Source organism: Kibdelosporangium persicum, assembly GCF_013280595.1.
Taxonomy (GTDB): Bacteria; Actinomycetota; Actinomycetes; order Mycobacteriales; family Pseudonocardiaceae; genus Kibdelosporangium; species Kibdelosporangium persicum.
This window is the reverse complement of record NZ_JAAATY010000001.1, coordinates 487,205-506,333: the sequence shown is the minus strand read 5'-3', so window position 1 is coordinate 506,333 and position 19,129 is coordinate 487,205. Positions and strand designations below refer to the sequence as shown.

Below are 19,129 nucleotides of genomic sequence, written 5' to 3'. Positions count from 1 at the left end.
GCTTTTGGGTTGTGGCTGGTGGTTCTTTGGCCTTCTGTTGCGCTGGGGCTCCTTGTCGTGGGCGGGGCGGCTCGATTTGACAAAGGGGCCCTGGGGCGGCCTCGGGGAGGGAGCCGGGGAGCCCCCCCACAGCCATGCTCATGCCACTCCCTGCAGGCAGTCGGGGCCTCACCGCACCGGAGAGTTTCCGGCCGCCCCCACCCTTTGTAAAATCGAGCCTTCGTCCAGGGCCTTTTCCCTTCTTGTCGCCTTCCAGCCTGGCTGGGTGGGGGTCGTGAGTGTTTATCCGGGTTCTAACCCTGATAAACACTCACGAGGGTTTACCTGGGGTTGGTGGGGGTGGGGGGTTATTCGAGGGGGTAGGGGGTGGGGTGGGTGGTGATGGTTTTGCCGGTGGGGGTGGTGAAGGTGAGGGTGCCGGGGGTGGGTTGTGTGACTTTCCAGGTGGTGCGTTCTTTGAGGAGGTTGTGGGGTTTGCAGAAGGCGGCGAGGTTGGTGTGGCTGGTGGGGCCGTTGTCGGTGTGGCGTTGGGTGTGGTCGATTTCGGTGCGTTCGGCTGGTTGGGTGCAGCCGGGTTGCCTGCAGGTGCGGTCGCGTAGGTGGATGTGGCGCTTGAGGGATGGTGGGGCGAACCTGGATCGGCTGACTTCCAGCACGTGGCCCGCGGGGTCGGTGAGGATGCGTCGCCAGGTGGTGTGTTGGGCGAGTTCGCGGGCGTGTTCGGCGGTGATCGGCCCGTAGCCGGAGAGTTCGCCGGGAGTGTCGGTGAGGCCTGCCAGTGTGGTGACCGGAACTGTCACGTTGGTGGTCAGTGCGGTGCGCCGGATGTTTTTGCCGAGTATGAGGTCCATGAACACGTCTGCGCGGCATTGCCGCAGTGACCGGTCTGTGGTTGTGCGTTGTTTGGCCAGGGCGTCGATCTGGTTGAACGCGGTGATCGCTTCGGCGGCGTCGAGGGTGATGTTGAGTTGGGCCATGCCGTCGGGCAGGTCGATGGTCTTGACGTCGCGTTCTTGCTGGGCTTTTTGTCGTCGTCGTTCGGCGGCGTCGGGGTCGGAGCGGGTGACGTGGTAGCGGATGGCGTTGCGGAACCGGGAGTGGTCTGCTCGTGGCCCGCGTTCCAGCACGCGTTGTTCGACCCATCGGGCTGTGTCGTCGGGCAGGACGGTGGTCTGCTGGGTCAGCGTGGCCGCGCGTGTGGCGTCGATGTCTCCGGCTGCCAGGGCGGCCACGGTTGCGGGCAGGCGATTGACCATTTCCTGGGCGAGCAGCAGCTTCGCGAGAGCGTCCTGGGGGCTGATGTTCAGTTCGACCGCGATCATCTCGGCGACGCCGTCGGCGACGCGTGTCCCGTCTCGTTCGGGAGGGGAGAGTTCGGCGATCCATGCGAGCAGTCGAGCGTCCTCGGCGTCAAGGGCGGCACGCAGCCGAGCGTTCCCGGCGAGTCGGGAAACAGCCTGGGGCAAGCTCAAAGACCGAGGATCGAACATAAGTTCAGTATAGCAGAAAAAGATAAAGTGTAACAGCAAGAGAAGCAACCGATCCCCGGACGAAGGCTCGATTTTACAAAGGGTGGGGGCGGCCGGAAACTCTCCGGTGCGGGGAGGCCCCGACTGCCTGTAGGGAGTGGCATGAGCATGGCTGTGGGGGTCTCCCCGGCTCCCTCCCCGAGGCCGCCCCAGGGCCCCTTTGTCAAATCGAGCCGCCCCGCCCACGACAAGGAGCCCCAGCGCAACAGCAACAGAAAGGCCAGAAGCCCCAACCCAAAAGCAACCGAAAGATTCCAAGCCCAAGCGCAAGGCGACCGGAAGGTCAAGAGCCACAGAACCAGGCAACCGGAAGGTCAAGGACTACAAGCGCAAAGCAACCGGAAGGTTTTCGAGCCAATCCCAAGGCGACCAGAAGGCCAAGAACCACAAAACAAAAGCGACCGAAAAGGCCTATAAGCCACAAAACCAAGGCGACCGGAAGCACCGGAAGCCACAACAGAAACCGACCAGAAGGTCGAGAAGCCCGACGCGAAGCGACTGGAAGGTCAAGAAGCACCCACCCCCGCACCGCAGCCCACCCAAGCGACAACCCGCCGTTACAACGTTGGCACAACGTTGTAACCACGCTACGATCGGCAAGCACCAGGACTCCCCTGCACCCTGGAGGCCGACGATGAAGTCGTTCCGCCGTAGAACCCTGCTCAGAACCACCGCCGCGGCGGCAGCCACCACCCTGCTCCCGGACCACACCGCCCATGCGGCCCCGGCTCCCGCGGCCTACGAAAGACTGAGACCCGGAGCGGTCGAGCCGCACGGCTGGCTGGCCACCCAGCTGGACCGCCAACTGACCGGCCTCAACGGCCGCTTCCCGGAAATCTCGCCCTTCCTGAGGTTCGACCAGACCGGCTGGGTCCATCCCGACCTCAACGGCTGGGAAGAGGTCCCGTACTGGCTGCGTGGCTACGGCGACCTCGGCTACGTCACCGGGGACGACCGCGTGCTCGCGGACACCGAGCGCTGGATCAACGCGGTCCTGGCCACGCAGGCGCAGGACGGTTACTTCGGTCCGCGCGCCCAGCGCACTTCCCTGAACGGCCACGCCGACCTGTGGCCGCACATGCCGATGTTGCACGCCCTGAGATCGTGGGCCGAGTACCGGGACGACGCACGAGTTGAGAGCGCTCTCACCCGCTACTTCGACTTCATGACACGGCAACCGGACGCGGTCTTCAAGGACGGTTGGGGCACGACCCGCTGGGGCGACACCATCGACGTCCTCGTATGGCTGCACGGCCGCACCGGTGACCAGGCGCTGCTGGATCTCACCCACCGGATCCACCGGCACGCCGCGAGCTGGGTCGACACCATAGCCAGCCTGCACAACGTCAACTTCGCCCAGGGTTTCCGGGAGCCGGCGCAGTACTGGCAGCTGAGCAAGAACCCCGTGCACCGGGATTCCGTCTACCGGGTCTACAACGCGATCATGGCCCAGTACGGCCAGTTCCCCGGCGGCGGCTTCGCCGGGGACGAGAACGCGCGCCCCGGTTACGGTGACCCACGCCAAGGCTTCGAGACCTGTGGTGTCGTCGAGTTCATGGCGAGCCACGAACTGCTCACCCGCATCACCGGCGACCCGCTCTGGGCCGACCGGACCGAAGAGCTGGCGTTCAACATGCTGCCCGCGTGCCTTGACCCCCAGGGCAAAGTCACGCACTACGTCACCAGCGCCAACGGCGTGCAGCTCGACGACTTCGCCAAAACCAGGAGACAGTTCCAGAACGGCTTCGCGATGCAGGCGTACAAGCCGGGCATCCACGCGTACCGGTGCTGCCCGCACAACTACGGCCAGGGCTGGCCGTACTACGTCGAGGAAATGTGGCTCACGACCAGCGACGGCGGCATCGTGGCCTCGCTGTACGGTCCTTCGACGGTCACGGTCGGCACGACGAAGATCGAACAGCAGACCAATTACCCGTTCAGCGACACCATCACGTTCCGGCTGACGCTTCCCCAGCCGAAGCGTTTCCCGTTCTCGGTCAGGGTTCCGAGCTGGTGCGCGAACCCGCTGCTGACCGTGAACGGCACCGCGGTGATCGCGCCCGCGGGACCGAAGTACGCCACCATCACCCGGACCTGGCAGACCGGCGACATCGTGCGGCTCAGGCTGCCGATGAGCCCACGGACCAGGATCTGGCAGAACAAAGCGGTATCCGTGGACTACGGCGCGTTGACGTTCTCACTGCGCATCGAGGAACGGTGGAACCGCTACGCCGGCACCGCCGACTGGCCCGAATACGAAGTGAAACCCGCCTCTGCCTGGAACTACGGCTTGCGCCCGAACCAGCAGTTCACCGTGAGCACGGGCGGCGACCTCAACGATCCGTTCACGCTGGCCAACGCGCCGATCCAGCTCACCGCACGGGCGCAGGCCATTCCGGATTGGACGGTCGACAGCGAGAACGTGGTCGGCACCATGAACAGCGGCCCGGTGGCGACTGACGCACCCGTCCAGCAGGTCACGCTCGTGCCGATGGCCGCGGCCCGGCTGAGGATCACGGCTTTCCCGCAGACCGGCGGCTCGAAGGGGTGGGGCACGCCCGGGGTGCTGTGCCGGATCCAGAACAAGCACAGTGTCAGGGAACTGGCCGTCGAGGGCACGTCCCGGGTCGTCCAGTTCTCCCCTGGTCACCTGTGGCGGATCGTGGACGTGGGCAACGGTCAGGTCAAGGTTCGCAACGAGCAGTCGGGCAAGGTTCTCGGTGTCGACGGGATGTCCACCGCCAACTCGGCACAGGTCGTCCAGTACGCCGACAACGGCACGGCCGATCATCGCTGGCAGGTGGTGGACAACGGCGACGGCTGGTTCCGCCTGAAGAACGTCCACTCCGGGAAGGTTCTCGGTGTTCAGGACATGTCGACCGCGAACTCCGCCCGTGTGGTGCAGTACGACGACAACGGAACAGCCGACCACCTCTGGCGGATCATGCCGGAAGGGATCGTGCGAATCCAGAACCTCAACTCCACCAAGGTTCTCGGTGTCGATCAGATGTCCACAGCGGACTCGGCCAGGGTGGTCCAGTTCGCCGACAACGGCACGGCCGATCACGACTGGCGGTTCCTGCCCGACGCGAACGGCTACTTCCGGATTCGCAACGAACACTCCGGCAAGGTCCTCGGGATTCAGGACATGTCGACCGCGAACTCGGCGCACGCCGTGCAGTTCGCGGACAACGGGACGGCCGATCACCTGTGGCGGTTCCGGGCGGACTCGGACAACTTGTGGCGACTGCAGAACGCCCACTCCGGCAAGGTTCTCGGCGTCGATCTGATGTCGTACGACGACTCCGCACAAGTCGTCCAGTTCGATGACAACGGCACCGCCGATCACCTCTGGCGCCTGTTGTGATCCGGGCAGCGGTTCTCGCCGTCGCCCTCCTCGCCACCGAGACGGTCACGCCGGTTTCGGTGACGCCTGCCGCGGCGGTGTGTTTCCTGGCGTGCGACACGCTTGACCCGTCACGGGCCAAGCAGGAGACGTTCCCCGTGCCGGAGAAGAACATCAACGGCAGACGCCTGGTCCTGCACGTGTCCGACGCGGACGGCATGGCGTGGGGCAGCATCGACAACGGCGTGACCGGTGACGCCGTCTGGCTGGACCGCTCCTGGGACGGCGGCACCACCTGGGAAGGGTTGCTGGGCAAGGCGAGCATTCCCGGGACGTGGACCGGCACCCGGACGCTGATGTACAACATCTCCGATCCCCGTGCGCACCGGCGTGGGCTGATCCGCGCGTGCGGCGATGCCCGTGGAGTGGCGTGCACCGACTGGATCTACCCGGTCGTGTGCGACGTCAAGTGTGACCGGACAGACCCCGCACAAGCGGTCAGCCCCACGCAGCCGGTTCCGTCGACCACGATCTACGGCCGGACCGTCCGGTTGCACACCGACCAGAACGGAATGGCCTGGGGCAGCATCGAAACAGGCGGTCAAGGCGACGAGGTCTGGCTGGACCGCTCCTGGGACGGCGGGGCGAGCTGGCCCGGTGGGTCGTCACTGGGCCGGACCTCGATCGCGCCCGGCGCGAACACCACCAGGACGACGATGTTCGCGACACGGGACCCGCGCGGCCGTCACTACGGCGGTGCGGTGCGGGCGTGCGGCCGGGAAGCCGGCCACGCCGAAGGTAGCTGCACGGCCTGGGCCCGTCCCGTCCAGAGCCGGGCGCACGCCGCCGCGGACGCGTTGATGTACTCGTACGATCCCTACACCGGCTGGTGGCCGAGCAGCTGGTGGAACTCGGCCGCGACTCTGACCGCGCTGATCGACACGGGCGACCGGCAGTACGACTGGGTGATCGCCCGCACGTTCGACGTCAACCGCGGCACGTTCCCGGCCGGGCAGCGCGGCACCGACCCGATCGAGGGCAACTTCATCAGCCGTGCCGTCGACGACGCGGGCTGGTGGGGACTTGCCTGGATCGCGGCGTACGACCGCACCGGCGATCCCCGCTACCTGAGCATGGCCACCACGATCGCCGGATACCTCCACCAGTACTGGGACCCGGCCACCTGTGGCGGCGGGGTGTGGTGGAGCCGCGAACGGACCTACAAGAACGCCGTCACCAGCGGGCTCTATCTTCGGCTCACCGCGGCCGTGCACCGGCGGACCACGGGCGATTCCGTGTGGTCGCAACGAGCCCGCACGGCCGCGAACTGGTACCTGGCCAGCGGAATGATCAACTCCGCCGGTCTGGTCAACGACGGCCTGACCCAGGACTGCCGCAACAACGGCCAGACGGTCTGGACGTACAACCAGGGCCTGGCGATCGGTGGGATGCACGAAGTCTGGCGGGCCACCGGCGAGACGAGATTCCTCGACGCGGCGAGGCGGCTCGCGGACTCGGCACTGACCGGGCTGACCCGCGACGGCGTCCTGACCGAGTCCTGCGACATCGGGCAGAACTCGTGTGACGACAACCAGAAGCAGTTCAAAGGCATCTTCGTCAGGTATCTGGCCGAGCTCGGCCACCGGCCCTTCCTGACCCGGCAGTCGAATTCGATCTGGGCGGCGGACCGCGACCCGCTCAACCGGATCGGCCAGCGCTGGGCAGGGGGCTCGCCCAACCAGCTCGACTGGCGTACCCAGGCCAGTGGCCTCGGCGCAGTCACCTACGGATAACCCCTGGAGTGAGTCAATGTCCAGATCGATCATCGGTGCGCTCACGGGCTTACTGCTCGCGGCCACTCTGGTCACCGCACCAGCGGCCGCCGCGGCCACGTGGGTGCCGAAGACACCACCGCTGACCACCCCGTGGACCAGCCAGGTCTCCCCCACCAACGCGCTGCCGGACTACCCCCGGCCGCAACTGGTCCGCTCGGACTGGCTGAACCTCAACGGCGTCTGGGAGTTCGAGGGCGCGCCCAACCTCAACACCCCGCCGATCGGCCGGACGCTGCCGGAAGGCGTGCTGGTGCCGTACCCGATCGAGTCGGCGTTGTCCGGGATCATGCGGCACGAGGACAACATGTTCTACCGCAGGACGTTCACCGTTCCGTCCACCTGGAACGGCCGCCGGGTGAAGCTGAACTTCGGCGCGGTCACGTGGGAGACGCGGGTCTGGGTGAACGGCACCCAGATCGGCACGCACACCGGCGGTTTCGACGCGTTCTCGTTCGACATCACCAACGCGCTGCGGGCCGGTGCCAACGAGATCGTCGTCGGCGTGTTCTCGCCGGTGGACGGCAGCACGTTCCCGATCGGCAAGCAGCGCCGCAGCCCGAGCGGGATCTTCTACACGGCGGCGTCCGGTATCTGGCAGACGGTGTGGCTGGAACCGGTGAACGCCAGCCACATCACGCGTCTGGACACCACACCGAACGTCCCGGCGGGCGCCCTCGACCTGGTCGTGCAGGGCTCCGCCGGACAGGTGCGGGCCGAGGTGCTCAGCGGCGGCGCGGTCGTCGGGAGCGCGACCGGCAACACCGGTTCGTCCATCCGGATTCCGGTGCCGAACGCCCGCTTGTGGTCGCCTGACGACCCGTTCCTCTACGACCTGCGGGTGACCATGATCAACGGCGGCGACGTGGTCACCGGGTACTTCGGCATGCGGTCGCTGGGCAAGGCCGTGGTCGGCGGCGTGCTCAGGCCGTTGCTGAACGGGAAGTTCGTGTTCCAGCTCGGCACGCTGGACCAGGGCTACTGGCCGGACGGCATCTACACCGCGCCGACCGACGCGGCGCTGCGGTTCGACCTGGAGCGCCAGAAGGCCCTGGGCTTCAACATGGTCCGCAAGCACATCAAGGTCGAACCGGCCCGGTGGTTCTACTGGGCGGACCGGCTCGGCCTGATGGTCTGGCAGGACATGCCCTCGCTGGACGCCGTCGACGACACCCCGGCACGCAGCCACGTCAACTACGAGGCCGAGCTCCGCCGGATGATCGACCAGCTCAAGGGCATCACGTCGATCGTGCAGTGGGTGCCGTTCAACGAGGGCTGGGGCGAGTACGACAACCAGCGGATCGTCGACCTGGTCCGGGGCATCGACAACACGAGACTGATCAACCACAACTCCGGCTCGAACTGCTGTGTCTCCGATCCGGAGCCGACCAACGGCGACGTGGTGGACGACCACGCCTACCAGATGTCCAGCGGCACCAGGCTGCCGAGCGCGACCAGAGTCGCGGTGCTCGGTGAGTACGGCGGTCTCGGGCGTCGCGTCGTCGGGCACGAATGGCAGCCAGGCGCGGGATTCGCGTACGGCGAGCTGTATCCGGACGAGACGTCGTTGACCAACCGGTATGTGGAGATCACCAGGGAGGTCGGCAGGTTCGTGCAGACCCGTGGCCTGTCCGGCTCGGTCTACACGGAACCGTACGACGTGGAGAACGAGGTCAACGGGTTCTACACCTACGACCGCCGGATTCTGAAGATGACCGAGTCCCGGGTGCGCCAGGTCAACCTGGAGGTGCTGGCGCGGGCCACCGGGACCGAGGTCGGCCGGGGCGATCTGGTCTCGCTGAAGGTCACCACGCCCGGTTTCACCGACCGGTACCTGCGCCACCAGAACGGCGTGACCAGGACCGACATCGTCAACAGCGGCAGCGCGGACGTGCTGAGGCTGGACAGCACCTTCTGGGCACGTCCCGGCCTGGCGAACGCGTCCTGCCTGTCGTTCGAGTCGCGCAACTTCCCCGGCGAGTACCTGCGGCACGCCAACTCGGTCATCCGCAAGGACCCGAACGACGGTTCGGCCGCGTTCGCGGGCAATGCCACGTTCTGCGCCCGGCCCGGTCTCGGCGCGACGGCCCTGGAGTCCCACGACACACCAGGCTCGTTCATCCGGCACTACGGCGAAGTCGTCTACCTGGCCAGATCGGGTGGGCCGAATCCGTGGGACACCGCGGCGAACTTCGCCGCGGACACCACCTGGGCGGCGACGATCCCGTGGTGGCGCAGCGGGGCCTCGCTGCCCGTGAACACGGTCCGGTCGTTCCAGGTGACCACACCGGGCTTCACCGACCGGTATCTGCGGCACCAGGACGGCCTGGCCCGGACGGACGTGGTCACCAGCGGCAGTGAGCCGTTGCTGAAGGCCGACGCGTCGTTCGTCGTCCGGCCAGGGCTGGCGGATTCGTCCTGCTATTCGCTGGAGGCCCGCAATCTGCCCGGCCAGTACCTGCGGCACCAGGCGTTCCGCGTCCGGTTGAGCCCGCTGGAGAACTCGGATCTGTATCGCCGGGACGCGACGTTCTGCGCCCAGCCCGGGTCCTCGTCCGACACCGTGCGGTTGGCGTCGATCAACGAGCTGGGCACGAACGTCCGGCACTACAACGCCGAGGTGTGGGTCGCCTCCAGCGGCGGCGCGCACACGTACGACAACCCTTCGTCGTACGCCGCCGATGTCAGCTGGCGGTCGACTGCTCCGTGGACGCCGTGAAGTAGCCGGCGGTGGTCGTCGCGGCCGACTGGCCGCGACGACCACTTCCGCGCATGAGTTAGGCGGCCGTTTCCTTCGCCAGATCGATGGCGATGTCGATGATCAGGTCTTCCTGACCGCCGACGTAGCGGGCCTCTCCGACCCGTCGGAGGATCTCGTGTGCCGGTACGCCATAGCGTTCCGCGGCGCGCTCGGCGTGCAGGAGGAACGACGAGTACACACCGGCGTAGCCCTGGACGATCGCGTTCCGGCCGGCCCATGGGCGGCGGGCGACGAACGGGAGCACGATTTCCTCCGCCGCGGCAAGCAATGCCGGAACGTCCAGTCCTGTGTAGACGCCGAGCTTGTCGAACACCGCGGCCAGGACTTCGGTCGGGGCGTTGCCCGCGCCCGCACCCAACGCACACAGTGTGCCGTCGACCTGCCTGGCGCCTGCTTGCCATGCGGCCAAGGAGTTCGCCACGCCGAGGCTCAGGTTCTGGTGGGCGTGGATGCCGACCTCGGCGTCGCCGCCCAGCGAGTCGATCAACGCCCGAACCCTCGCCGTGACGTCGTCGGGCACCAACGCACCCGCGGAGTCGACGACGTAGACGCACTGACAGCCCGCGTCGGCCATGACGCGTGCCTGCTTGGCCAGATCGTCCGGCTCGATCATGTGCGACAGCATCAGAAAGCCCACGGTCTCCATGCCGAGGTCGCGTGCCGCGCCGAAATGCTGGATCGACACGTCGGCTTCGGTGCAGTGCGTGGCGATCCGGGCCACCCTGGCGCCGGCGTCGTACGCCTGGCGCAGATCGTGCACGGTGCCGAGGCCCGGCAGCAACAGCACGGCGATTCGTGCCTGCCGCGCGGTTTCGGCCGCCGCCGCGACGAGTTTGATCTCGTCGACCGCGGAGAAGCCGTAGTTGAAGGTCGAACCGCCGAGTCCGTCGCCGTGGGTCACCTCGATGACCTGGACTCCCGCGGCGTCCAGCGCGCCGACGACCGACCGCACTTGCTTTTCGGTGAAACGGTGGGACATCGCGTGACTGCCGTCGCGCAGTGTCGTGTCCGTCAGCCTGATCTCGGCCTTCATCGTGTCACCGCCCCGGTCGCGACGAGGTCGCCGACGCGGGCGGCCGCGGCGGTCATGATGTCCAGGTTGCCTGCCCATTCCGGCAGGTAGTCGCCGTTGCCGCGGACTTCGAGGAACACCCCGACCCGGGCGTTGCCGTCCCAGTCGTCGCGGGGGTCGTCGTACTGCGGATCAGCGCGCAGTGTGTAGCCCGGCACGTAGCGCTGGACCTCCGCGACCATCTGATGGATGGACTCGGTGACCGCGTCGCGGTCGATGTCCGGTGACACCGCGCAGAACACGGTGTCCCGCATGATCATCGGTGGGGTCGCTGGGTTGAGGATGATCACGGCCTTGCCGCGGCCCGCCCCGCCGACCTGCTCGATGGCCCGTGCCGTGGTCTCGGTGAACTCGTCGATGTTCGCCCTGGTCCCGGGGCCCGCGGAACGCGAGGCGATCGACGCGACGATCTCCGCGTACGGCACCGGTGTCACCCGGGACACCGCGTGCACGATCGGGATGGTCGCCTGGCCACCACACGTGATCATGTTCAGGTTCGGCGCGCTCAGGTGCTCGTGCAGGTTCACCGGCGGGCAGACGAACGGGCCCACGGCGGCGGGCGTCAGGTCGATGGCCTGGATACCGGCCTCGGCGTAGCGAACGGCGTTGGCCGCATGGGCTTTCGCGCTCGTGGCCTCGAAGACGATGTCCGGGAGTTCGTTCTGCTCCAGCAGCCAGGGCACGCCCTGCGCGCTCGTGCGGATGCCGAGGGCGGCGGCCCGGGCCAGCCCGTCCGACGCCGGGTCCACCCCGATCAGGTAGCGCACGTCCACGGCCTCGCTGCGGCGCAGCTTGGCCAGCAGGTCCGTGCCGATGTTGCCGGGCCCGACGATGGCCGCCGCCAGCTGTCCCATCAGCCGCTCACCTTCCCGAACCGTGCGGTCACCTGGCCAAGGCCGTCGAACGTCGCGGTGACCACGTCCCCGTCGGCGACGGGGACGGCGGCGGTGACCGAGCCCGGCAGGACGACATGTCCGGCTTCCAGGGCCACGCCTCGTTCACCGAGGACGTTCGCCAGCCACGCCACCGCCTTGAGCGGATTGCCCAGCACGGCACTTCCCGGGCCGGTACCGGCCACTTCGCCGTTCACCTCGAGGACTCCGGTGGCCGACACAACGTCCACACCGGCCAGTCCGGTGGTCGTGGCGCCGAGCACCACTCCGCCGGACGACGCGTTGTCGGCAATGGTGTCCACAATGGAGATCCGCCAGTCACGCACCCGGGAGTCGATGATCTCCAGCGCGGGCACCACCCGGTCGACGGCGGCGGCCACGTCCTCGACGGTCACGCCAGGACCGGTCAGCGGCTCGCCGAGGATGAACCCGATCTCCGGCTCGACTCGTGGCTGGAGGAACGCCGAGATGTCGATGACCTCGGTCTCGGTGTGGAACATCCGGGTCGGTGAGGTGACCGAAGTCCGGCTGGTCCACCCCGAGCTGGCGTCGCATCGCCGCCGAGGTCAGGCCGACCTTGTGTCCTCTGACGACCGCGCCGTCGGCGATCCACTGCTCGACCTGGGCGAGCTGGACGGCGTACGCGCCGTCGACGTCGAGCCCGTCGAACAGGGTGACCAACGGTTCGACCGGCTCGCCGGTGCGATAGGCCCGCAGCAGCGTGGCTGCCGCGGCTTGGACGTCCAGTGCCACGTTTTCTCCTCAGCGAGTGCGCTTTCGTGATTGCACCCTGCGCCCCGGGTGGCCACAATGCAACGCATGCGTTCCACTGAGCTGAACGCTCGCAGCGTGCTCGACCGGGCCTTCGCGATCCTCGGCGCCTTCACCCCGGACGATCGCGAACTGGGCATATCGGAACTCGCCCGGCGCACGGACATGGCCAAGTCCACAGTGCACAGGCTGGTCACCGAGCTCGAAGCGCACGGGATGGTGGAACGGCGGGGCACCGCGGTCGTGCTCGGACTGCACCTGTTCGAACTCGGCGAGTTGGTGCCACGCAAACGCCGGCTCCGCGACGCCGCGCTGCCGTACATGGCCGATCTCCGCGGCGCCACGCGTCAGACCGTGCACCTGGCGGTCCTGGACGGAACCGAGGTCGTCTACGTGGAGATCCTGCGCCACCGTGACGCGCCCGCGTTGCCGTCCCGGGTCGGCGGCAGACTGCCCGCGCACGCCACCGGAGTCGGCAAGGCGATCCTGGCGTTCTCGTCACCCGAGGTCGTCGAGAACGTCATGCGTACCGGCCTGCCACGGCTGGCCGAACGCACCAAAGTGGTGCCCGGTGTGCTGCGCCGTGAGCTGGCGACGATCCGCTCGACCGGCATCGCGTACGACTACGAGGAATCCCAAGCGGGCCTGGTCTGCGCGGCCAGCCCGGTGACAGGCGCCGACAACGAGGTCGTCGCCGCGCTGTCAATCTCCGGGTGGACCGGCAGGCTCAACGTCCGGCGGATGGCTCCGGCGGTCCGCACCGCGGCGCTCGCCCTGTCCCGGGATCTGGGTGCGGTGTCGCGGGACTGATCCTCACCACAGGGCGTCGATCAGGCCTACGGTCTGGGCGATGACCATGCCGAGCACGCCCAGCAGGAACAGTCCGATCAGGACGGTCGCCCAGATCGGGACCGCGCGGCTGGGGATCGGCTGCGGGTGCGACAGCCCGGACGTGCTGCCCGAGTCCGGGGGTGTGTCACCGGGGCGTACCCCGCCGCCTGGCTCAAGTCCGGGTGTGCGGTCCGGATCGGGATCGGGAGGCGGTGTGGTCATGGGCTCCGGGTACCCGCCGGTGCGGCGGCTACCCGCGCTTGACCTCACGAACCGCGAACGGCGTGCCCTGCATGCAGGTGGTCGCCACGCCCGGGTCGGGTTTGCCGCTCACGATGACGCGTTGCCCCGGCGCGGCGATGGCGGGGTCTGCGCCCAGCAGCAGGTACGTCTCGTTGCCTGTCTCGAGCACCAGGCATCCGGCCTCGACTCCGGCGCTGACGACGCCTTCCACCACGACTTCACCGCCACCGGTGGACGGCTTCGGCGGTAACGGCGGCACGGTCAGGCTGGCCCCAGTCGGGGTCGTCCCAGTCGGGGTCGTCCCAGTCGGGGTCGTGCCGGTCGGGGCTGTCGCGGTCGGGGATTCGGTCGACGGCGGCGGGGGTGCCGGCGTGGGATCGTCCCCGGGAGAGGTCCCGCCGCACCCGGCCACGGCGACCAGTACGGCCGCCACCCAGAGCATCGTCAGTTTCATCGCGCCCCTGCGCCTCCCGTCTTGACGGAGGCTAACACCTGCCGGTGGCACCTGGCCGGACCACCAGGTCGGCAGCCGCCCAAAAGTTGCCTGAGTCAGTCAACTGATAGACCATGGACAGCATGTCGAGACTGGAGAATCTGCTCGGTGCCCAGTCGCTCGCGCTGGCCGACCGGTTGCTGGCCGCGGACGTCGGTCCGGCGGGCACCGGCTTGCCGGGCTCGGACCGTGCCGCGCTGGTCACTCTCCTGGCGCATCCCGGGCAGACCGTCCGGTGGCTGGGTGACGTGCTCGGCCTCACCAGTTCCGGCGGCACGCGGCTCGTCGACCGGCTGGTCGCCGCCGGGTTGGTGACGCGCACGGCAGGTGGCGACGCGCGCCAGCGGCAGTTGCGGTTGACGCGCTCGGGGACTGTCAGGGCGCGTGCGGTCCTCCGGGCTCGGCAAGCAGTGCTCAGCGAAGTCCTCGCGACGCTGACCGAGGAAGAACGTCATCACCTGGAAGAACTGTTGGCGAAGATCGTGCACGGCCTGGCGGCCACTCGAATGCCCGCACTGCGCGTGTGCCGGATGTGCGACCGGGAGGCATGTGACCAATGCCCACTGCAACACACCGTCTGACTCGTACGGTCCTGCCCGGCGCGGCGATGATCGCCATGACGTTCGGGCTGGCCCGGTACGGCTACGGCTTGCTGCTTCCCGAGATGCAGGCCGAGTTACACCTGAGTGCCGACGCCGCCGGCCTGATCTCCTCCGGGGCGTTCCTGTCCTACTTGGCCGCGAACTCACTCACCGTCTGGCTGACGGCCAAGCGCGGCCCGCGGTGGGCGCTGGGTGGCGCGACCGGGCTGGCAGTCGTAGGCATGACGGTTGTCGCGGCGGCCACGAACGCCACATCCCTGGCGGTCGGCGTCGTGGTGGCCGGCGCGGCGGCGGGATTGGCCTTCCCGCCGTACGCGGACATCGTCGAAGTCGAGGTCACGCCGGCACGGCGGGCGCTCGCCTGGTCGACGATCAGCTCGGGCACCGGGTGGGGCGTGGCGCTCGCCGGGCCGATCGCCGTCGCCGCCGGTCAGAGCTGGCGGCTGGCCTGGTTGGTGTTCGTCGCCGTGGCCGTCGGCGTCGGCGTGCTCGCGGTCCTGCGTGCGCCCGCTCGTGCCGCGATCCGGCCTCGCCGGGTCGAGTTGAGCTGGTCCTGGTTCGTGTGCCCGAGGTCGGGTCCGCTGCTCGTGTCGGCCGTTCTGATCGGCCTCGGCAGCTCGGTGTGGTGGGCGTTCAGCGTCGACGCCCTGCGTGAAGCCGGTATCGCGGCCACTCCCGCCCGGATCGCCTACGCCGTGTGCGGCGTGGCCGGGATTCTCGCTTCCCTCAGTGGAACGGTCTTCACCGCACTCGGGTTGCGGCGCGGCTACGTCACGAGCGTGGTGCTGCTGACGGCGGCGCTCGTGCTGCTCGGCACCGGGACGAATCTGGCGTTGGCCCTGGTCGCGGCCGTGTTGTTCGGAGCCGGTTACAACGCCGTGGTCGCCGCCCAGGGCCTGTGGAGCGCGGTCGTTTTCGCTGACCGGCCCTCCGCCGGGCTCGCCGCGGTCAACACCGCGTTGACCATCGGCACCATCGTCGGGCCCACGGCCGCCGGTGTGCTCGTCGAGTGGAGCGGCTACCCGGCCGCCCTGCTCGCGGCGGCGGGATGCACCATGCTCGCCGTCACGCGGACACCACCGGCCGGTTAGGGGGAAATCCCGGCGGGTATGTCACCCTGTGGAGCCGATGCCATCTTTCGGGAGCGGGTGACAACGCAGCTGATGCCCGACGATCAGAGCCTGAACGCGTGGGCTCGTACCCTGCCGCCCGCCGCCGCCGACGTGGTGGCGAGGTCCGATCTCGCCCACCCGCACGTCCACATGCGATTCCCCGCCACACCCGCGCAGGTCGGCGTGGCTCGTGCCCAGGTGACGGAGTGGACTCGCCGACTGGGCCTCCCGACCGTCCACGGGCAGGACATCGTGCTGGCGACGGACGAGGCCATCAGCAACGCCGTCGAGCACGCCTACCCTGGTGATTCCGGCACGTTGACGCTGTTCGCCGCGCGCATCCAGCCCGACCACGCCGTCCGGATCATCGTGTCCGACGAGGGCGAATGGCGTCCGCCGCCGGAGAACCCGGGGTTCCGTGGCCGTGGACTGGTCATGATGGAGCGGCTGGCGGAGGTGTTCGAGCTCGCGCACACCCCGCTGGGGACCACTGTCGTGTTGGGCTGGCCGGCGACGCCGGACTCCCGCGCCGACGACTCAGACCTCGCCGTCCCCTGGGCGACGCATGACCAGTAAGGCGATGTCGTCCTCGGGCGGCTCGGCCCTCGTCATCACGGACATCACCCGCGCGGCGACCGACTCGGCAGGCCTGGCGTCCAGCGCTCCACACAGCAGCTCCAACCCCATGTCCAGCGTCCACCCCCGCCGTTCCACCAGGCCGTCGGTGTAGAAGCAGACGACCGACTCGCCCGGGATCTCCACGACGCTGGAATGACGCGGTCCCGGGTGCCGCACCCCGATCGGCGGGTCCGGTGCCAGCTCCACCAGCCGGGCGGGCTCGCCGGGGGCGACCATGACGGGCGGTGGGTGCCCGGCGAGGGAAATGCGGAACCTGTCGTACGTCGGCTCGACGACCGCGTACAGCACGGTCGCCATGGCGCCCGGCTCGAAATGCATCGCCTTGCGGTTCAGTTTGTCCAGCACGCTCGCGGGATCGTCCGTGTCGAGCAGTGCGTACGCACGCAGTGCGCTGCGCAACCGTCCCATCACCACCGCGGCGGGCAGTCCGTGCCCGACCACGTCGCCCATCACGATGCCCCAGCGATCATCGGGCAACGGGAAGACGTCGTACCAGTCACCGCCGACCCGCAGTTCGGCACCGGGAACGTAGCGCGTGGCGAACTCCAGTCCGGCGAGCCTGGGCAACCGCGCGGGCAGCAGGCTGCGCTGCAGCGCCGTGGCGGTGGCGCGTTCGGTCCTGGCCACCTGCGCCTGGGTGGCCAGCGCCATCCGGTCCGCCGCCAGCTGGAGGAGGTGGACGTCCTGCTCGGTGAACGTCCGCTGGGCGATCGACCCGACATGCAGGACACCGATCAACTGGCCACCCGCGACCATCGGCACGCCCAGCAGCGTGTGCAGCCCTTTTTCCCACAGCAGGGGGTTGACCACGGTCGACGCGTCGACGTGATTGACCACGATGGGTCTGCGCTGCGCGGCCACCTGCCCGGCGAACCCGGCGCCCACCGGAATCCGGACGCCCTGCCGGACCTCCTCCTCGAAACCCGCGGTCGCGGTGGCGATCAGCTGCCTGGAATTGCTGTCGTGCAACAGAACCGTGGCGGTGTCGGCCGCGAGCTGCTCACGGATCCGCAGCAGCAGTTCGGCCAGCAGTTTCTCCAAATCGAGATGCGACAGCGTCGAGTCGGTCACACTCTCGATGCGAAGCAGCTGGTCTTCGGCACCTGTCACATCGTCCTGCACCCGCCAAGGCTAACCGACGCCCTTCCCGCCGACGGTGCGCCACTTCCGCGGCCTCACCGCCGTGATCTGCTCAGCACGTCCACCTCGCAGCCCGGCGCGGACGGGTCGAAGCCGTGCTCGACCAGCCAGCGAACCCCCAGCAGGCTTCGCAACGACCACCACGCGCGGATCACGTCGAGGTCGACGTCGGTGCCGTAGCCGGCGAGGACGTCGCCGAGGCGTTCCTCATGCCCGAGCGTCAGGGTGGCGAGGTCGTACAGGGCGTCGCCAGGCGCCGCCTCGGACCAGTCGATCACGCCGGTGATCTCGTCACCGTCGACGAACACGTGACTGATCTGCAGGTCGCCGTGCGTGAACACCGGTGTCCACGGTCTCAGTGCGGTCTCGGCGATCCGGCGGTTGCGCCTGACCAGCTCGGTGGGAAGGACGTCATGTGTGACAAGCCACTCACATTCGCTGTCGAGTCGCGCCGTGATCTCGTCGACGCTCCGCCCAGGCCATGGCGGCAACGGCGCGTCGTGCAACGTCCGGACGGCGGCACCCGCTGCGGCCCACGCCGCCGGCGACGCCGTCGACGGCTCACCGAGGCGGCCGAGCGCCGTCCCTGGGAGGGCGGCGATCGCGAGCACGGGTGGCTTGCGCCACAGGACTTCCGGGGTCGGGATCGGCGCCAGGGCCATCGCCGCCACCTCGACGTCGGTGTTCGCCCGATCAACGTCGATCTTCAGGAACACGTCGCCGGCCCGCAGGGTCGCGCGCTCGTGATGGGCCACGACGACCTCGATCTTGTCCACGTCGGCCACTATCGCGGGATGACCACCGACGCCGCCACGGGTTTATCAGTGGTGCGCTGAGGGCTGGTCACGATGAGCACAACGTCATTCGCCGCGCCGCGCCCTGAGGAGCGTCCTGCGAACGGGTGTCCGGCCACTAGTGAATCTCCAGCCCGCGTGGAGCCGGTGTCCGTAGATTGACGGCAATGAAGGGGATCATCCTCGCCGGAGGATCCGGCACCCGGCTGCACCCGATCACGCTGGCGGTCTCCAAGCAACTGCTGCCGGTGAACGACAAGCCGATGATCTACTACCCGCTGTCGGTGCTGATGCTGGCGGGCATCCAGGACATCCTGATCATCACCACCCGACCGGACCAGCCGCAGTTCCAGCGGCTGCTGGGCGACGGCTCGGACTTCGGCCTGAACCTGGACTACGCGGTGCAGGACGAACCGAACGGTCTCGCCGAGGCCTTCGTCATCGGCGCGGACCACGTCGGCGACGACTCCGCGGCCCTCGTGCTCGGCGACAACATCTTCCACGGCCCGCGTTTCTCCGACGTGCTGGTCGAAAGCGCCAGGGACATCGACGGCTGTGTCCTTTTCGGATACCCCGTGCACGATCCGGAGCGCTACGGCGTGGGCGAGACCGACGAGCACGGAAAACTGCTGTCGCTGGAGGAGAAACCGGCCCACCCGCGGTCCAACCGGGCCATCACCGGACTGTACTTCTACGACAACGAGGTCGTCGACATCGCCAAGAACATCCAGCCGTCCGCCCGTGGCGAACTGGAGATCACCGACGTGAACAAGGTCTACCTGGCCAGGGGCCGGGCGAAACTGGTCGAACTGGGCCGCGGCTTCGCCTGGCTGGACACCGGGACCCCGGAGTCGTTGCTGCTCGCCGGGCAGTACGTGCAGACCCTGGAGCACCGGCAGGGCGTGCGGATAGCGTGCCTGGAGGAAGTCGCGCTGCGGATGGGATTCATCGATGCCGCGGCCTGCTACGCACTGGGCGAACGCCAGGCCAAGTCCGGCTACGGCCAGTACGTGATGGCGATCGCCAGGGAACTCGGCTGAACGGCCCGGCTCACGCGAGCCGGGCCCAGTC

General features: G+C 68.4%; 15 protein-coding genes and 1 pseudogene. 8 read left to right on the top strand and 8 right to left on the bottom strand.

Going from position 1 to position 19,129, the window contains the following annotated elements; all coding sequences use genetic code 11:
• Nucleotides 1-347: 347 nt before the first annotated feature.
• Entirely contained in the window at nucleotides 348-1,490 is a 1,143-nt protein-coding gene (locus tag GC106_RS02325) for an HNH endonuclease signature motif containing protein (RefSeq protein WP_173123782.1), read from the bottom strand.
• 673 nt (nucleotides 1,491-2,163) lie between these two features.
• On the opposite strand from GC106_RS02325, the gene GC106_RS02320 reads away from it, so the two are divergent.
• Genes GC106_RS02320 through GC106_RS02310 form a run of 3 tightly spaced genes read left to right on the top strand, consistent with a single transcriptional unit; the run spans nucleotide 2,164 to nucleotide 9,426 of the window.
• Nucleotides 2,164-4,896: an RICIN domain-containing protein gene (locus GC106_RS02320; protein WP_173123780.1), complete on the top strand. Its 2,733-nt coding sequence runs from the start codon at nucleotides 2,164-2,166 to the stop codon at nucleotides 4,894-4,896.
• Nucleotides 4,893-6,668, top strand: coding sequence for a glycoside hydrolase family 76 protein (locus GC106_RS49190; protein ID WP_312872360.1), 1,776 nt, complete (start codon nucleotides 4,893-4,895; stop codon nucleotides 6,666-6,668). The genes GC106_RS02320 and GC106_RS49190 overlap by 4 nt, the downstream gene beginning before the upstream one ends.
• A gap of 16 nt (nucleotides 6,669-6,684) precedes the next feature.
• Nucleotides 6,685-9,426, top strand: a complete 2,742-nt coding sequence (locus GC106_RS02310) for an AbfB domain-containing protein (protein ID WP_173123778.1) — start codon at nucleotides 6,685-6,687, stop codon at nucleotides 9,424-9,426.
• Between the two features lie 58 nt (nucleotides 9,427-9,484).
• Here the strand turns inward: GC106_RS02310 and dmpG are convergent, their stop codons facing one another.
• From dmpG to GC106_RS02295, 3 genes and pseudogenes are all read right to left on the bottom strand, one after another.
• A complete protein-coding gene (gene dmpG / locus GC106_RS02305) occupies nucleotides 9,485-10,501 on the bottom strand; it encodes a 4-hydroxy-2-oxovalerate aldolase (protein ID WP_173123776.1) in 1,017 nt (338 codons plus the stop codon).
• Nucleotides 10,498-11,394, bottom strand: coding sequence for an acetaldehyde dehydrogenase (acetylating) (locus GC106_RS02300; protein WP_173123774.1), 897 nt, complete (start codon nucleotides 11,392-11,394; stop codon nucleotides 10,498-10,500). The genes dmpG and GC106_RS02300 overlap by 4 nt, the downstream gene beginning before the upstream one ends.
• A pseudogene (locus GC106_RS02295) lies at nucleotides 11,394-12,180 on the bottom strand (2-keto-4-pentenoate hydratase). Before GC106_RS02295 ends, GC106_RS02300 begins: the two are co-directional and overlap by 1 nt.
• A gap of 72 nt (nucleotides 12,181-12,252) precedes the next feature.
• On the opposite strand from GC106_RS02295, the gene GC106_RS02290 reads away from it, so the two are divergent.
• A complete protein-coding gene (locus GC106_RS02290) occupies nucleotides 12,253-13,014 on the top strand; it encodes an IclR family transcriptional regulator (RefSeq protein ID WP_173123772.1) in 762 nt (253 codons plus the stop codon).
• 3 nt (nucleotides 13,015-13,017) lie between these two features.
• Here the strand turns inward: GC106_RS02290 and GC106_RS02285 are convergent, their stop codons facing one another.
• Nucleotides 13,018-13,257 carry a DUF6480 family protein gene (locus tag GC106_RS02285; protein WP_173123770.1) on the bottom strand — a complete coding sequence of 80 codons (240 nt, stop codon included), beginning with the start codon at nucleotides 13,255-13,257 and terminating at the stop codon, nucleotides 13,018-13,020.
• 28 nt (nucleotides 13,258-13,285) lie between these two features.
• Nucleotides 13,286-13,732 carry a hypothetical protein gene (locus GC106_RS02280; RefSeq protein ID WP_173123768.1) on the bottom strand — a complete coding sequence of 149 codons (447 nt, stop codon included), beginning with the start codon at nucleotides 13,730-13,732 and terminating at the stop codon, nucleotides 13,286-13,288.
• A gap of 122 nt (nucleotides 13,733-13,854) precedes the next feature.
• Between GC106_RS02280 and GC106_RS02275 the strand changes: the two genes are divergently transcribed.
• The 3 genes from GC106_RS02275 to GC106_RS02265 are packed head-to-tail and all read left to right on the top strand — an operon-like array spanning nucleotide 13,855 to nucleotide 16,061.
• Nucleotides 13,855-14,352 (top strand): MarR family winged helix-turn-helix transcriptional regulator, encoded by a 498-nt coding sequence (locus tag GC106_RS02275; RefSeq protein WP_173123766.1) that lies wholly within the window; start codon nucleotides 13,855-13,857, stop codon nucleotides 14,350-14,352.
• Nucleotides 14,328-15,464 carry an MFS transporter gene (locus GC106_RS02270; protein ID WP_173123764.1) on the top strand — a complete coding sequence of 379 codons (1,137 nt, stop codon included), beginning with the start codon at nucleotides 14,328-14,330 and terminating at the stop codon, nucleotides 15,462-15,464. The genes GC106_RS02275 and GC106_RS02270 overlap by 25 nt, the downstream gene beginning before the upstream one ends.
• A 57-nt stretch (nucleotides 15,465-15,521) precedes the next feature.
• On the top strand, nucleotides 15,522-16,061 hold the full coding sequence (locus GC106_RS02265) for an ATP-binding protein (RefSeq protein ID WP_173123762.1): 540 nt from the start codon (nucleotides 15,522-15,524) through the stop codon (nucleotides 16,059-16,061).
• Here the strand turns inward: GC106_RS02265 and GC106_RS02260 are convergent.
• Nucleotides 16,023-17,246: a PP2C family protein-serine/threonine phosphatase gene (locus GC106_RS02260; protein ID WP_312872358.1), complete on the bottom strand. Its 1,224-nt coding sequence runs from the start codon at nucleotides 17,244-17,246 to the stop codon at nucleotides 16,023-16,025. The genes GC106_RS02265 and GC106_RS02260 overlap by 39 nt on opposite strands.
• A gap of 53 nt (nucleotides 17,247-17,299) precedes the next feature.
• Nucleotides 17,300-18,040, bottom strand: coding sequence for a phosphotransferase family protein (locus GC106_RS02255; protein WP_173123760.1), 741 nt, complete (start codon nucleotides 18,038-18,040; stop codon nucleotides 17,300-17,302).
• Nucleotides 18,041-18,225: 185 nt separating this feature from the next.
• Between GC106_RS02255 and rfbA the strand changes: the two genes are divergently transcribed.
• The gene (gene rfbA, locus GC106_RS02250; RefSeq protein WP_173123758.1) at nucleotides 18,226-19,098 is read left to right on the top strand and encodes a glucose-1-phosphate thymidylyltransferase RfbA; all 873 of its coding nucleotides are present in this window, start codon (nucleotides 18,226-18,228) and stop codon (nucleotides 19,096-19,098) included.
• Nucleotides 19,099-19,129: the final 31 nt, after the last annotated feature.

Excerpts from the sequence above, each read along its gene's own strand:
- GC106_RS02285 (WP_173123770.1), bottom strand. The coding sequence starts at position 13,257 with ATGACCACACCGCCTCCCGATCCCGATCCGGACCGCACACCCGGACTT.
- GC106_RS02270 (WP_173123764.1), top strand. The coding sequence starts at position 14,328 with ATGCCCACTGCAACACACCGTCTGACTCGTACGGTCCTGCCCGGCGCG.
- GC106_RS02320 (WP_173123780.1), top strand. The coding sequence starts at position 2,164 with ATGAAGTCGTTCCGCCGTAGAACCCTGCTCAGAACCACCGCCGCGGCG.
- GC106_RS02300 (WP_173123774.1), bottom strand. The coding sequence starts at position 11,394 with ATGGGACAGCTGGCGGCGGCCATCGTCGGGCCCGGCAACATCGGCACG.
- GC106_RS02325 (WP_173123782.1), bottom strand. The coding sequence starts at position 1,490 with ATGTTCGATCCTCGGTCTTTGAGCTTGCCCCAGGCTGTTTCCCGACTC.
- GC106_RS02310 (WP_173123778.1), top strand. The coding sequence starts at position 6,685 with ATGTCCAGATCGATCATCGGTGCGCTCACGGGCTTACTGCTCGCGGCC.
- rfbA (WP_173123758.1), top strand. The coding sequence starts at position 18,226 with ATGAAGGGGATCATCCTCGCCGGAGGATCCGGCACCCGGCTGCACCCG.
- dmpG (WP_173123776.1), bottom strand. The coding sequence starts at position 10,501 with ATGAAGGCCGAGATCAGGCTGACGGACACGACACTGCGCGACGGCAGT.
- GC106_RS02290 (WP_173123772.1), top strand. The coding sequence starts at position 12,253 with ATGCGTTCCACTGAGCTGAACGCTCGCAGCGTGCTCGACCGGGCCTTC.
- GC106_RS02280 (WP_173123768.1), bottom strand. The coding sequence starts at position 13,732 with ATGAAACTGACGATGCTCTGGGTGGCGGCCGTACTGGTCGCCGTGGCC.
- GC106_RS02275 (WP_173123766.1), top strand. The coding sequence starts at position 13,855 with ATGTCGAGACTGGAGAATCTGCTCGGTGCCCAGTCGCTCGCGCTGGCC.